The 14,941-nt window shown below is 70.1% G+C and carries 11 protein-coding genes and 1 pseudogene; all 12 read left to right on the top strand.

Annotated features, from left to right (window positions below; genetic code table 11):
* Nucleotides 1-98: 98 nt before the first annotated feature.
* Nucleotides 99-932: an enoyl-CoA hydratase/isomerase family protein gene (locus tag IEZ21_RS14920; protein WP_189322379.1), complete on the top strand. Its 834-nt coding sequence runs from the start codon at nt 99-101 to the stop codon at nt 930-932.
* 158 nt (nt 933-1,090) lie between these two features.
* Nucleotides 1,091-2,725, top strand: a complete 1,635-nt coding sequence (locus IEZ21_RS14915) for an MFS transporter (RefSeq protein WP_189322378.1) — start codon at nt 1,091-1,093, stop codon at nt 2,723-2,725.
* The gene (locus IEZ21_RS14910) at nt 2,722-3,282 is read left to right on the top strand and encodes a PaaI family thioesterase (protein ID WP_189322377.1); all 561 of its coding nucleotides are present in this window, start codon (nt 2,722-2,724) and stop codon (nt 3,280-3,282) included. The genes IEZ21_RS14915 and IEZ21_RS14910 overlap by 4 nt, the downstream gene beginning before the upstream one ends.
* Before the next feature lie 89 nt (nt 3,283-3,371).
* Nucleotides 3,372-4,070, top strand: coding sequence for an SDR family oxidoreductase (locus IEZ21_RS14905; RefSeq protein ID WP_189322376.1), 699 nt, complete (start codon nt 3,372-3,374; stop codon nt 4,068-4,070).
* A 78-nt stretch (nt 4,071-4,148) separates the two neighbouring features.
* Complete coding sequence (locus tag IEZ21_RS14900; RefSeq protein ID WP_189322375.1) at nt 4,149-4,793, top strand: (2Fe-2S)-binding protein; 645 nt, start codon at nt 4,149-4,151, stop codon at nt 4,791-4,793.
* 12 nt (nt 4,794-4,805) lie between these two features.
* Entirely contained in the window at nt 4,806-5,786 is a 981-nt protein-coding gene (locus IEZ21_RS14895; protein ID WP_189322374.1) for an FAD binding domain-containing protein, read from the top strand.
* The gene (locus IEZ21_RS14890; RefSeq protein WP_189322373.1) at nt 5,783-7,978 is read left to right on the top strand and encodes a xanthine dehydrogenase family protein molybdopterin-binding subunit; all 2,196 of its coding nucleotides are present in this window, start codon (nt 5,783-5,785) and stop codon (nt 7,976-7,978) included. The genes IEZ21_RS14895 and IEZ21_RS14890 overlap by 4 nt, the downstream gene beginning before the upstream one ends.
* 141 nt (nt 7,979-8,119) lie before the next feature.
* Nucleotides 8,120-9,277 (top strand): XdhC family protein, encoded by a 1,158-nt coding sequence (locus IEZ21_RS14885; RefSeq protein WP_189322372.1) that lies wholly within the window; start codon nt 8,120-8,122, stop codon nt 9,275-9,277.
* Nucleotides 9,278-9,568: 291 nt separating this feature from the next.
* On the top strand, nt 9,569-11,053 hold the full coding sequence (locus IEZ21_RS14880) for an NAD(P)/FAD-dependent oxidoreductase (protein WP_189322371.1): 1,485 nt from the start codon (nt 9,569-9,571) through the stop codon (nt 11,051-11,053).
* Nucleotides 11,054-11,639: 586 nt separating this feature from the next.
* Nucleotides 11,640-12,851 (top strand): aminotransferase class I/II-fold pyridoxal phosphate-dependent enzyme, encoded by a 1,212-nt coding sequence (locus IEZ21_RS14875; RefSeq protein WP_213089298.1) that lies wholly within the window; start codon nt 11,640-11,642, stop codon nt 12,849-12,851.
* Between the two features lie 999 nt (nt 12,852-13,850).
* Nucleotides 13,851-14,513 (top strand): RNA polymerase sigma factor, encoded by a 663-nt coding sequence (locus tag IEZ21_RS14870; RefSeq protein WP_033325306.1) that lies wholly within the window; start codon nt 13,851-13,853, stop codon nt 14,511-14,513.
* Nucleotides 14,513-14,941: pseudogene (locus tag IEZ21_RS14865) on the top strand (hypothetical protein); the annotation flags it as partial. The gene IEZ21_RS14870 and the pseudogene IEZ21_RS14865, both read left to right, overlap by 1 nt.

Here is a 14,941-nt window from a genome sequence, read left to right as displayed (position 1 = left end):
TGAGCAGCCCGTTCTCGACGCCACCGGCATGACCCGGAGCGAGGCTCGATCACACCTTCCTCTTCCCGCACGCATACCCCTCAGCACTGGAGCACAGCATGACCCAGCACAGCATGTTCAAGATCGAGACTGTGGCGCCGAAGATCCGCAGGGTCACCTTCACGAATCCGCCGGTGAACGTCGTCGGCGCGGACACCGTCGTCCAACTGCTCGACGTCGTCGACGAGTTGAGCCAGGACGAGGCGGTTCAGGTCGTCGTCTTCGACAGCGGTACGCCCGGATACTTCTACAACCATGCCGATCTCGCCCAGGTGCCCGAACTTCTGGCGCTGAACAACGCGGACGGGCTTCCGACGTGGGTCGAGCTCGTCACCCGCCTGAGCAACGCCCCGTTCATCAGCATCGCCTCCATCCGCGGGCGCACGCGGGGTGGAGGGGACGAGATCACCCTGGCCTTCGACCTGCGGTATGCCAGCCGTGAGGAAGCGGTCTTCTGTCAGCCCGAGGTCGCGATCGGCATCATCCCCGGCGGTGGCGGCAGCGACCGTCTGGCCCGGCTGCTGGGGCGGGATCGCGCGCTCGAAGCGGTCCTCACCAGCCACGACTACGACGCCGAGCGCGCCGAGCAGTACGGATGGGTGACCCGGGCCGTCCCCGACGCCGAACTCGACGACTTCGTGGGCGGCGTGGCGGCGCGCATCGCGTCCTTCGACAAGGCGTCCGTCCTGGGCGCCAAGGCGCAGATCAACCGGTCGACCCTGCCACCGGTGGCCGACCTGCGAGCGTCCTGGGCGGGGTTCGCGGAGTCGGTCACGTGGCCGGGATTCCAGGCCCGCATCCCGCAACTCGGCAAGCTCATCGCCGAGATCGGCGTCGAGGAGATCGAGCGGAACCTGGGCGACTACCTCGGCATCGCGAACCAGCAGGCATAGCCACAGCCCGCTCACGAAGACGCCGCGCACATGGTGCAGCGGCGGGCCGGACCACGCAGATGACAACCCGTCACCCGTGCTCGCCCGCAGCGCATCTCCGACGAGTGCGTCCCGAATCTGCTTCCCACCACATCCTCGGGAAACGAGGAAGGACCTCCATGACAAGGGACCGTGCCCCCTCGGCCGACCTCTCCGCGTCGGCAGCAGGCCGTCTGCCTGGCGGCAGAGCCAGCCGCCAGGCAGGAAAGGGCAGACGAACTGCCGTACGGCACAGGGAACTTCTGACACTGGTGGCGATGTGCCTGGGCGTGATGATGACATTCCTGCTCATCACCGCCACGATCTCGGCGCTGTCAGCGATCCAGGCCGACCTCCACGTCAGCCCGGGCGCGCTGATCTGGATCCCCAGCGCCTACACGCTGGTCGTGGCCAGTCTGGTGCTGTCGGCCGGCACGCTGGGCAACCTCTTCGGCCGCAAGCGGATGTTCTGCGTCGGCGTGGTGATCATGATCGCGGGAGGCGTGCTGGCCGCGACCGCCGACACCACTGCCACGGTGATCGCCGCGCAGCTGGTCTCCGGTGTCGGCGGCGCGCTCATCCTGCCCAACAGCCTGGCCGTGCTGGGCGCGGCCTTCGCCGATCCGCAGCGGCGGACCGAGGTGATCACCGTGTGGGCGGCGTCGTCGGGCATCGGCCTGGCCGTCGGCCCGCTCCTCGCCGGTGTCCTGCTGGACCGTTTCAGCTGGCACGCGGTGTTCGTGTCGAACCCCGTCCTGGGTGTGATCACGCTCCTGGTCGCGGTCCCGTTCGCCGCGGAGTCCCTGGCTCCCGACGGCCGTCTGGACGTGGTCGGCGCGCTGCTGGGCACCCTCACGATCGCGAGTCTCGTCTACGCCCTCATCCAGGGCGGCGAGGACGGGTACACCGCCGGTCCCGTCATCGCCGCCTGGGTCGCGGCCGCGGTCGGCGCGGTGGTGTTCGTCGCCGTCGAGCTGCGGGTGGCGGAGCCGATGCTCGACGTGCGGCTGTTCGCCTCACGCTCGTTCAGCGCCGTGATGGTCATCGCCGCGGTGGCGCTGTTCGGCTTCACCGGCGTGGCCGTCCTCGTGGTGATGTTCTACAACAACGTCCAGCACCTGAACGCGCTGGACACCAGCTGGCGCATGCTGCCCCTGTTCGGCGTCTACGTCGTCTCGGCGTTCCTCACCGGCAGGGTGATCCGCCGTACCGGCTTCAAGGCACCTCTGACGGTCGGTCTGCTGCTCGGCGCCTTCGCCGCCCTCGGTCTGACCACGGTCGGCCCGGACACCCTCTACAGCCGGGTCTGGCCGCTGTTCGTCCTGTTCGGGGCCGCCTGCGGCCTGGTCATCGCGCCCAGCACAGCCGCCGCGCTGGTCAGCGTCACCCCTGAACGCGCGGGCATGGCCTCCGGCGCCGTCAACACCGCCCGGCAGGTCGGCGCGGTCATGGGCACCGCGCTGCTCGGCTCGCTGCTCGCCGGCCGCGTCACCGCGGACCTGCCCCACCAACTCGCCGCACATGGCGTCCCCGTCGCCGCCCGCGCACCCGTCGAGCAGGCCGTCGCCTCCGGGACGACCGGCACCACTGCGCCGCCCGGCGCGGTGCGCGCGGCGATCGCGGACGCCTTCACCTCCGGCGTGCACGCCGGCCTGGCCGTCACCGCGGCCGTCTTTCTCGCCGCCGCCGTGGTGGCCGTGACCTCCGTACACAACCGCCCCCACCAGAACGGAACGCCCATGCCCGCCCCCACGACCACCCCCACCGCCTCATGAGCACGCATCCCATCCCTCAGCACCGCGCCTACACCTGGCAGGATCCCCGCCCGACCGCCGAGGCCATCGGGCAGATGAGCGGCCTGGAGGTGCTGCAGGGAATCGGCAAGGGAACACTGCCGACCCCTCCGGCTCTGGACACCCTCGCCATCGACCCGGTCGAGGTCGGACCAGGTCGCACCGTGTTCGAGCTGACCCCCGCGGGGTGGCACTACAACGCGCTCGGCACTGTCCACGGCGGCGTCCTCGCGACCCTCGCTGACAACGCGATGGGCGCGTCCGTCTACAGCCAGCTCCCCGCCGGAACCGGCTACACGACGCAGGGCCTCAACATCACCTTCCTGCGCCCCGTCACCGTCGACACCGGCCGCATCCGCTGCGAGGGCACCGCTGTCCATGTCGGCCGCCGTAGCGCCTATGCCACCGCCACGGTCACCGACCCCACCGGCAGGCTGCTCGCCCACGCCACCACCACCTGCCTGATCTTCCCGGCCGACGGCCGGCAACCCGCACGTACCCGTGAACAGGCCGCCCAGGGAACCTCTCCGACTGTCTGACCCGTGCCTGAACCACGTCCAGGCACGGCACACCACCCACGATCCGATCAGCGACCCCTTCCCCCCACTCAAAGCAACAGGGACTTCTCATGGACCTCTCCACCAGCACCGTTCTCGTCACCGGAGCCAACCGCGGCCTCGGCCGCGCACTCGCCGCAGAGCTGCTCAGCCGCGGCGCCACCGTCTACGCCGGTGCCCGCAACCCCGACCAGGTGGACCTGCCGGGCGTCAGGCCGATCGCGCTCGACATCACCGACCCCGCCTCCGTGACGGCCGCCGCCAAGGCCACCGGTGACGTCACCGTCCTGATCAACAACGCCGGCATATCCACCGGCAGCGACCTGCTCACCGGCGACCCGGACGACATCCGCCGGGACATGGACACCAACTTCTACGGCACCCTCTCGGTGGTCAGGGCCTTCGCACCGCAGATCGAGGCCAACGGCGGCGGTGCCGTCCTGAACATCCTGTCCGCCCTGTCTTGGTTCAGCTTCCCCGAGGCCGGCGCCTACTGCGCCGCCAAGTCCGCGCAGTGGTCGCTCACCAACGCCCTGCGCCTCCAGCTCGCCGACCAGGGCATCCGGGTGGCCGGACTGCACGTCGGCTACATGGACACCGACATGACGAGCACGGTCACCGCGCCCAAGACCGCCCCCGCCGACGTCGCACGCCTCGCCGCCGACGCCATCGCCGAGGGCGCCTACGAGATCGTCGTGGACGACATCAGCCGCGAGGTGCAGGCCGGGCTGGCCGGAGGCGTCACCGCCCTGTACCCGCAGCTGCCCTGACGAGCGGTCGACGGGCACGCCGATGAGTAAGACCACCGATCCCTCCACCCAAACTGCCGCCGACCGAAGAGAGCGGGCATGTCCACCGAACTTCCCGAGTCATACGGCCCTCCCCCCGAAGGGCAGCCGTCGCCCCCGTCCCGGCGCACGTTCATCGCCACGACGACCGCCGTCGGTGGCGCCGTCGTGGCGGGCGGTGGCCTGGCCGCAGGAGCCTTTCCGTTCACAGCCGAGGAGGCGGACGCCGTCGAAGCAGCACCCAGCGGTCGTGTGTCGCTGACAGTCAACGGCGAGCGGCACACCGCCGAAATCGACAACCGGACCTCTCTGCTGGATCTGCTGCGCGAGCAGTTCGGCCTGCCCGGTACGAAGAAGGGCTGCAACGCCGGTGCCTGCGGGGCTTGCACGGTGCTGGTCGACGGGCGGCGGGTCAACTCCTGCCTGACGCTGGCCGTCCGGCTGGACGGCGCCGAGGTCACCTCCATCGAGGGCCTGGCCGACGGCGACGAACTGCACCCGTTGCAGCGGGCGTTCGTCGAGCAGGACGCCTTCCAGTGCGGGTTCTGCACGCCGGGTCAGATCATGTCCGGCGTCGGCTGTATCGAGGAGGGTCACACCGGCTCGCACGAGGAGATCCGGGAGTGGATGAGCGGCAACATCTGCCGCTGCGGCTGCTACGTGAAGATCGTGCGCGCGGTCGAACAGACCGCGCGCGGGAAATGAGGCCCGGCCACCATGTACCCCTTCTCCTTCACCAAGGTCTCCGACACCCGGGGCGCACTCGCGGCCGGTCGGCGCGGCGGCCGGTACATCGCCGGCGGCACCACGCTGGTCGACCTGATGCGCGAGACCGTCGAGCGCCCCGAGACCCTGGTCGACATCAGCGACCTGCCGCTGCGGGACGTGACCGTCACCGAGCGCGGCGGCCTGCGGATCGGCGCCCTGGTGCGGATGGCCGAGGCTGCCGCCCACCCCAAGGTGCGCACCACCTACCCGGTCGTCTCCCAGGCGCTGGAACTGAGCGCATCGGCCCAACTGCGCAACATGGCCACCATCGGCGGCAACATCATGCAGCGCACCCGGTGCACGTACTTCCGGGACGTCACCGCGGCCTGCAACAAGCGCGACCCGGGCTCGGGCTGCGCGGCGCTGAAAGGCTTCAACCGCACCCACGCGATCCTCGGCACGTCCGACGCCTGCGTGGCCACGCACCCCTCCGACGCCGCCGTGGCCTTCGCGGCGCTGGAGGCGCGAGTGCACCTGCTCGGCCCGGACGGGGAGCGCAGCGTCACTTTCGCCGACTTCCTCCTCAAGCCCGGCAGCACCCCGAACCGAGAACAAGCCCTGCGCAAGGGCGAGTTGATCACCGCCGTGGAGATCCCGGCCCTTGCTCGCCCGCTGAAGTCGGGCTACCTGAAAGTACGCGACCGGCAGTCCTACGAGTTCGCCCTCACCTCCGCCGCCGTCGCCCTGCACATCCGCGCCGGAGTGATCCGGGAGGCGAAGGTCGCCGCCGGAGGCGTCGGCACCGTGCCGTGGAAGCTGCCCGCGGTCGAGCGGCACCTCATCGGCGAACGCCCCTCACAGGCACTGTGGACTCAGGCCGCGGAGCGAGCGGCGGACGGAGCCCGCCCCCTGGAGCACAACCGCTTCAAGACCGAGCTTCTGAAACGCACCGTCGAACGCCAGCTGCGCATCGTAGGAGGCACCGCATGAGCCCGCAGCCACAGGCGGCCGTCGGCGCCCCGCTCTCCCGGGTGGACGGCCGGCTGAAGGTCACCGGCAAGGCGCGGTACGCCGTCGACCATGAGATAGCCGGAGCCGTGCACGCAGTCATCGTCGACAGCAGCATCGGCCGGGGCCGCATCACCGGCATCGACACCCGCGCCGCCCTCGACCACGCCGGCGTACTGAAGGTGATCAGCCACGTCAACGCGCCCAAGCTGCCCTACCAGCGCAACCCGCTCCCCACCGCCCCGCCGGGCGAGCGGCTGCACGTCTTCCAGGACGACAAGGTTCACTTCCACGGTCAGCCGGTCGCCGTCGTGGTGGCCACCACGCTGGAGGCCGCCCAGCACGGCGCCAGTCTGGTCAAGGTGACCTACGACGCCCAGCAGCCGTCGACCGACATGGCCGACGCACCGGCCGGCGAGCCCCAGAAATACGCACGGGGCGATACGGACAAGGCGCTGGAGGTGGCCGCCGTACGCATGGAGATGACGTACGACCTCGCCCGCAACAACCACAACGCGATGGAGCCGCACGCCACCACCGCCCGCTGGGACGGCGACAAGCTCACCGTGTGGGACAAGACCCAGTGGGTGTTCGGCACCCAGATAGAACTCGCCGTGGTGTTCGGTGTGGCGCCGGAGTCGGTGCGCGTCATCTCGCCGTTCGTCGGCGGCGGCTTCGGCAGCGGGCTGCGGGCCTGGCCGCACGTCACCATCGCGGCCCTCGCCGCCCGCGAGACGAAGCGCCCCGTCAAACTCGCCCTGAGCCGCAAGCAGTTGTACTTCGGGACGGGCTTCAGGCCCACGTACGAGTACGCGGTGCGCCTGGGCAGCGACCGGCGCGGACGCCTGACCGCCATGACTCACGATGTGCGCGCCGAGACATCGTCGTACGAGACGTTCCTGGAGTCCGTACTGATCCCGGGGCAAATGCTGTACAGCATGCCCCACGTCAGCCAGGAGTACCGAACGGTACCGCTGGACGTGCACACCCCGCTGTTCATGCGTGGCCCCGGGTACACCACCGCCTCGTACGCCATCGAGTCGGCGATGGACGAACTGGCCGACAAGCTGGGCCTCGACCCGATCGAGCTGCGGCTGCGCAACGAACCCGAGGAGGACGAGTCCAGCGGCCTGCCGTTCTCCACCCGCAGGCTGCGCGAGTGCTACGCCGTCGGCGCCCGCGAGTTCGGCTGGCACCGGCGCAACCCCGGCCCGCGCTCCACCCGCGACGGCGACTGGCTGATCGGCACCGGCATGGCCGCCGGCGTCTACGACACCGCCCGCAACGACGCCCAGGCGTCGGTCAGGCTGGACGCCGACGGCACCGCGCTCGTCCAGTCCGCGGCCAGCGACATGGGCCCGGGCACCTACACCTCCAACACGCAACTCGCCGCGGACGCCCTCGGCCTGCCGATGGGCAAGGTGACGTTCCGCCTCGGCGACTCCCTCATGCCGCCCGCCCCGCCGCACGGTGGCTCCTGGACCATGGCCAGTGTCGGATCGGCCGTCCAGGACGGCTGCGACAAGCTGCGGAAGCAGGCCGTGAAACTCGCCGTCGAGGACGCGAAATCGCCGCTGCACGGCGTCAATCCCGACACCGTCGTGGTCCGCGCCGGCCGCCTGCACGTGAAGCACAACCCCGCACGCGGCGAGACCTACCAGCAGCTCCTGGCCCGAAACAACCGCACCCACCTCGAAGCGATGGGCTCCTTCACCCGGCCGACGGGACCGGAGCGGCACTCCTTGTTCGCCTACGGCGCGGTCTTCACCGAGGTCGCCGTCGACGCCCGGCTGGGTCTGGTCCGGGTGCGGCGGATGCTCGGCGTCTACGACGCGGGCCGCATCATCAGCCCCAAGCTCGCCGACAGCCAGGCCCTGGGCGGCATGGTCGGCGGCATCGGCCAGGCCCTGCTCGAGCACACGGTCACCGACCACCGCGACGGCCGCATCGTCAACGCCAACCTCGCCGACTACCTGGTCCCCGTCAACGCCGACGTGCCCGACCTGCGGGCCATCTACCTCGACGGCGACGACCGCGACGCCGACCCCATCGGCGTCAAGGGCTTGGGGGAGATCGTGCAGGTCGGGGTGGCACCCGCCATCGCCAACGCCGTCTTCCACGCCACCGGCCGCCGCATCCGCGAACTGCCCATCACCACAGAGGCCCTGCTCTGAGCACGCGGGTGCCCCTCCGACCGTCCGGCGGTAGCTGAGCGGGCCGCCGCCGGACACCAGGGCCGTCGCCGTGTCACCTCTCCCGCGCCGACACGGCGGCGGCCCCCCGAACCGCCCATGGAGATCAGTGGAGATCAGCCCATGCTGAACATCGCAGACACGCTGTACGCATGGTGCCGCGAGGCCCGCCCCTTCGCCCTGGCCACCGTCGTCCAGGTCAGTGGCAGCGCACCCCTGCCACCCGGCACCGCACTCGCCGTCGACGCTGACGGCCAGGTGGTCGGCAGCATCTCCGGCGGCTGCGTCGAGGGAGCCGTCTACGACCTGTGCCAACAGATACTGGCGGACCGCGGCACCCCCGCACGGGCCCGCTTCGGCTACTCCGACTCCGACTCCGACGCCTTCGCCGTCGGCCTGACCTGCGGCGGCGAGATCGAAGTCCTCGTCCAGCACGTCGACCCCGCCGACCAGCCCCACCTCACCACGGCCCTCGAAGCCATCACCCAGGACCGGTCCATCGCCCTCGCCCAGATCATCGACGGCCCCGAGCACCTCCTCGGCCGCACCCTCTCCCTCCTCGGCGACGGCAGCGAGTACGACGGCACCCTCGGCAGCCCGGACGAGGACCGCGCGGTCGTGGCACAGGCACGCGCCCTGCTGAGGGCGGGACGCACCGCCAGGATCGACGTCGGCGGGGATCGCGACATGTGCCCCAACAAGCTCTCGATCCTGGTCCACACCCACGCCGCTCCACCCCGCATGCTGATCTTCGGCGCCGTTGACTTCGCCGCCGCCCTGAGCCAGACCGGGAGCTTCCTCGGCTACCGCGTCACCGTGTGCGACGCCCGCCCCGTGTTCGCCACCCACGCCCGCTTCCCGCACGCCGACGAGGTCGTCGTCGACTGGCCCCACCGCTACCTGGAGGCCGCAGAAGTCGACGCCCGCACCGCGATCTGCGTCCTCACCCACGACGCCAAATTCGACATCCCCCTACTGAGCCTGGCGCTGAGTCTCCCCGTCGGATACATCGGCGCGATGGGCTCCCGCCGCACCCACGAGGACCGCAACCAGCGACTGCGCGGGGCCGGCGTCACGACGGCACAACTCGCCCGCCTCAACTCCCCGATCGGGCTCGACCTCGGCGCGCACACCCCCGAGGAAACAGCCATCTCCATCACCGCCGAGATCATCGCCCACACCCACCACAGAACCGGCTTGCCCCTGTCCCACGGCACCGGCCCCATCCACCACCGCGAGTCCGCGGCACGACCACGGCCCGCCCACAGCACGGCCGGCTGACACGGCTAACCGGATGTCGTGCCGATCCCCGTTACCCGCAACCCCAAGAGAACATCGGCGGCCCCGAGGTCACCTCGCCGACACCGACCTCGCCCATGTCGAGGAGATCCTGCACACCTGCGGCTACGACGCCCGCTACCCCGCCGAGTACATGCCAGTCCGGCGCTGAACCGCACCCACACGCCCTCCCTACAGGATCAGCCGCCGGCCCATCCCAGCGGACGCCCCGTCCCCTCTTTTCTTAGCAGGGCTGACGACTCTTTTCTCAGCAGGGCTGACGACTTGAGGGGCATGCGATCCGGCCCCCGACCGCATGAGGAAAGAGCGGTCATTTCCCTTGTGTTCTCAAGAGAGGTTGGTAATCCATCCGTGTATGACGTGATTGTTGTCGGTGCCCGGTGCCCGGTGCCCGGTGCCCGGTGCCCGGTGCCCGGTGCCCGGTGCCCGGTGCCCGGTGCCCGGTGCCCGGTGCCCGGTGCCCGGTGCCCGGGCGCGTCGACGGCTGCGCTCCTCGCCAGGAAAGGCCACCGAGTCCTGCTGGTCGACAGGTCCACATTTCCCAGCGATGTCCTGTCCACGCATTTCCTGTGGCCGCATGGAATGTCGTATCTGAACCGCTGGGGGCTGCTGGACAAGGTATTGGCCTCAACCCCGTCCCACACCGTGGTCAACCTGGTGAACGAGGGTATCCCCCTGTCCGGAGAGGTCCCGATGGACCTGCTGCGCCTGCACTTCAAGGAAATGCACCAGGACGACTCCGGCGTGGTCCAGCGTTACGCCTCGGTGCGGCGCCAGGTCCTGGACCAGATCCTGATCGAGGCCGCCGCCGAGGCCGGTGCCGAGGTGCGCCAGGGGTTCACCGTCGAGGACCTGCTGTACGACGGCGAGCAGGTCGTCGGCGTCCGCGGGCGCACCAGGGACGGGGGCAGGGTGGAGGAGCGGGCCCGGGTCGTCGTCGGCGCGGACGGGCGCAACTCCCTGGTCGCCAGGGCCCTGAAGCTGCCCAAGCTCGACCAGCGGCCCAAGTGCACCTTCGCCTACTGGAGCTACTTCTCCGGTTTCGACCCGACCACCGCTCACCTGCACCGCCGTGGACGCATGGGCATGGCGGTGGTCCCGACGAACTTCGGCCAGAACATGACCCTGGTCTGGGGGCCGAGCGAGTGGTCCAGGGAGTTCCGCAGCGACATCGACGGCAACTTCCACAAGGCGCTGGACTTCGTCAGCCCGGAGATCGGTGAGCTGGTCCGCACCTCCGGCAGCCGCGAGGAGCGCTTCTACGGGACCTTGGACCAGGCAGCCTTCCTCCGCCCGCTGTCCGGCCCCGGATGGGTCCTGGTGGGGGACGCGGAGTGCTTCAAGGACCAGTGCACCGCGACGGGCATGACCTACGCCTTCCGCGACGCCGAGCTGGCCTCCTCCGCACTCCACTCGTGGCTGGCCGGGGAGCAGCCGATGGACCAGGCACTGAACCACTACCGCAGCCGCCGACGCAGTCAGGCCGCCGCGGCGTACTACGACTACACCTGCACGCTGGCCGAAATGCAGACCCTGCGGCACGACGAGTTGCAGCTCTTCGTCGCCCTGCAGAGCAACCAGGACGAGACCAACCGGCTGATCGCCACCCACGCCGATATCGCCCCGGTCTCCGAGTTCTTCCAGGCATCGAACCTCTTCCTGCTCGACGACGCCGCCAAGCAACACTCGGACGCCTTCCCCATCTTCGAAAACTTCGAGAACGCGTCCAAGAGCTACCGGCAAAACCTTTTCGCCTGATCCCGAGGCCGGAAACAGAAAACGAGAGGAGCGCAGCGGTGAGCCAACTGAACCAAGCAGATCAGGCGGGTAAGCCGGACCAGGAAGACCACGGCGAGCGGAAAACGGGGGAACGCCAGGACATACAGGCCATGCAGGAGGCATCGCCGCGTGAGGACGGCGAACTGGTCAGGGAGATTCTCACCGCAGCCGACTTGGCCGTACAGCGGCTTGACGGGCGCAATTCCGAGGAGGTGCTCCGCGACGACCCCGAGAGCTGCCAGGCACTCGTCGAATGCTCCGCCAAAATGGGCGAATCGGCCCGGAACATATCCGAGATGATGCACAACTGGGCCTCCCACATCCCGTGGGACTCGCTCACGCAACTCGGGGCCAGCCAGAAAACCGATGTCGAGGTGGACCTGTTCTGCAGGTTCCTCCGCGACGAATACCCAAGCGCCGCCACCGGCCTTGCGGAGATGTGGGAGCCCGAGCACCTGCGCCGACCCGTCGACGCGGACGAGGAGTACGCGCTCGACAAGAACGCCTACGACTACTACCGGCCCGTGGGCCGTGACCTGATGCGGCGTACCGACGACTTCCACGGATGGGTGCAGGCCCGCCGCCGTACGGAGACCTGGCAGTACTCGCGCGTCCTGGAGCAGGCCCCGGGAACACCGCGGTCATCACCAACGACCTGGGGCGGCGCACCCGCGGCATCAACTTCAACTCCCAGGACTACCTCTCGTTCAACTCCCACCCCGCGATCCGTGAAGCCGCGGCCCGGGCGCTGCGCGACTACGGGCCGCACAGCGCCGGCTCGCCGATGGTGCTGGGCAACACCACGATCTCCAACGAGCTGGAAGAGGTCCTGGGCGCGCTGGTGGGAGCCGAGCACGTCACCCTCTTCCCGACGGGCTGGGCCGCCGGCTTCGGCACCGTCGTCGGTCTGGTGCGTCCCGAGGACCACGTGGTGATCGACCGGTTCGCGCACGCGTGCCTGCAGCAGGGCGCGCGGGCGGCCACCCGGAACGTCCGCCGCTACGAGCACCTGAGTGTGGACGCCGTACGCGGCCACCTGCGTGAGATCCGGGCGCAGGACGCGCGAGGCGGCATCCTCGTCGTCACCGACGGCCTGTTCTCGGTGGACGCCGACTGGCCCGACCTGGTCGCGCTGCAGAACGTGTGCCACGAGCACAACGCCACCCTGCTGGTCGACGTGGCCCACGACCTGGGCGCCACCGGTCCGGGCGGCAGCGGCGTACTGGGCATGCAGGAGATGCTCGGCAAGGTGGACCTGGTGATGGGGGCCTTCTCCAAGAGCTTCGCTTCCAACGGGGGATTCCTCGCCTCCAAGTCCCCCGCGGTGAAGCAGTACGTGAAGATGTTCGGCGGCTCCCATATATTCTCGAACGCCCTGTCCCCTGTGCAGACCGCGGTCGTGCTCACGGCGGCCAAGATCATCCGTTCACCGGAGGGCGACGAGCTGCGCGGACGGCTGTTCCAGGCGATCGACGCCCTCCGCGACGAGCTCAGCGGGCGCGGGCTGACCTGCATGGGCTTCGCGTCCCCTCTCGTCCCGGTCCTGATCGGGAACGAGAAGCTGGCCCGGGTCACCAACCGGCTCGTGTTCGACCAGGGGGTGCTCGCCTTCATGGTGGAGTTCCCGGTGACCCCGGCCGGCGCATCCCGCTTCCGCCTGCAGGTACAGGCGGGCCACCGGCCCGAGGAGGCCCGCGAGGCGGCCCGGATCATCGACCGGTCCATCACCGAGGCCCGTGCGTATCTGTCGACCGCCTTCGGCAGCGACCTGGCCTGACAGGCATCCGCCATGCGGCGCTTGAGGCGGAGCGTGGCACACGCTCCGCCTCAAGCTGTTCCTCGTCCTGACCGATGAGGAAGGCAGACTCCTGTGGGTCTCGCAGGCGCGTGCGGGCAGAGCCTCGGAGACCACCGCCGCGCGCCACGACCACCTGTGCGCGAAGCTGCGTGAGGCCGGGCTCGGCGCGCTGGCCGACCTGCGGTTCGTCGGTGAGGGCGACGACCGCGAGGAGAACCCGGTGATCGTCACGGGGTTCAAGGCGACGCCCGGCAAGCGCCTGACCGTCGCGTAGAGGCAGCCGCCCAGGCCATGCACGGTGGTGTCGACACCTGCGGTGAGCAGGAGCGCACCGCCAGGGGCGTCTGGGCGTGGGTGAGGTCAGCGCCCGATGACGCTTCATCAGGGAGCGGCTGAACCTCCCCGAGAAGCCGCATCCACCACTGGCGGCACAGCAAGGTCACGAACGACCTGGACGCGGGGGAGAACCGCGCGAAGGTCCCGGCCAACGCGAGGCACCACTCACCGGGGCTTCACCATGGCCCACCAAGGTCGGCATCGAGTCGAAGGGGTCCGCAAGCCCACGCCCAGGACAGCTCAGCGCATCGTGCTGGACAGGATCACCTGAGACGTCCGGCCCGCTGGTCACGCGCTGGTCGCGTTGGTCACGGAATCCGTGCAAAGCCCCAGGTCAGAGCGCTAAACCACGGAGACGGCCGGGGCCGCCACCCCCCACAGGAGAGGCCCCGACCGTCGCGCGGTACGGGCCGCGCGGCGACCCGTACTCTCTACAGCGCCGGGGGTGCGTTTTCTGTCACACCCCGGTACGGGGACGAGTTGCTTGTACGTTGTACGCACATGGACGCCAGATGCTTTCTGGCCGTACCGTGCATTTCGCGCCGGATGCGGGGCAGGACCGCATCCATCGACTGAGGAACCACGACGGCGAGAACCCGGTCCGCGAGAGCGGCGCCGGCTTAGGCGCAAAAGGGGCGCGCGGTGCTGGGGGACGACGCGGAGCTGACCGCCGCGGTGCTTGCGGCACAGGACGGGGACGAGACCGCTTTCCGGACTGTGTACCGAGCTGTGCATCCACGGCTGCTGGGATACGTACGGACGCTGGTCGGAGACCCGGACGCCGAGGACGTCACCTCCGAGGCCTGGCTGCAGATCGCCCGCGACCTCGAACGGTTCAGCGGAGACGCCGACCGCTTCCGCGGCTGGGCGGCCCGGATCGCCCGCAACCGCGCCCTGGACCACATACGGATGCGCGGCCGCCGCCCGGCGATCGGCGGTGACGAGACCGAGCTGACCGGGCGGGCGGCCGAGTCCGACACCGCCGGTGAGGCCATCGAGGCGCTCGCCACGGGCCACACGCTCTCCCTCATAGCCCAGCTTCCGCAGGACCAGGCGGAGGCCGTCGTACTGCGCGTCGTCGTCGGCCTTGACGCGAAGACCGCCGCCGAGACGCTGGGCAAGCGCCCGGGAGCCGTCCGCACGGCGGCGCACCGCGGTCTGAAGCGGCTCGCGGAGCTGCTCGGCGCGGATCCGGAATCCACCGGTGCACTGACCGCCGTACCCCCACAAAGAGAGCCGCACAACGACGCGGTGTCGTCCGCAGGTGTGACGCATATGCGTTCGCGGACGCAGAAGGACATGTGATGGCCGACGAGCAGTACAAGTGGTTGGACCGCAATACCGCGGAACGACTCCTGCGCGGAGAGCCACTCGAAACCGTCGACGCCGACAAGCGCGACCAGGCCGACCGGCTCGCCCGCGCGCTGGGCGCGCTGACCGCCGAACCCCCGCTGAGCAGCGATGAACTCCCGGGCGAGGCCAATGCGATGGCCGCCTTCCGCAAGGCGCGCACCGGCCGGGACGAGGAGTACGCGACTCTCGGGCATCGCGACCGTCCGTACACAGCCACGCCCGCCGACGCGGGGGTCGTCCGTCTCGGCCGTGCCACGGCGGGCCGTCGCCGTCCGTCCCGCGTGGGCCGCCCGGTGCGTTTCGGGCTCGCCGCCACGCTGGCCGCCGGGATGCTCGGCGGGGCCGCGATGGTCGCCACGGCCGGAGTGCTGCCGTTCACC

Source organism: Streptomyces flaveus (assembly GCF_014647675.1).
Classification (GTDB): domain Bacteria; phylum Actinomycetota; class Actinomycetes; order Streptomycetales; family Streptomycetaceae; genus Streptomyces; species Streptomyces flaveus.
This window is presented reverse-complemented; position numbering and strand designations above follow the sequence as displayed.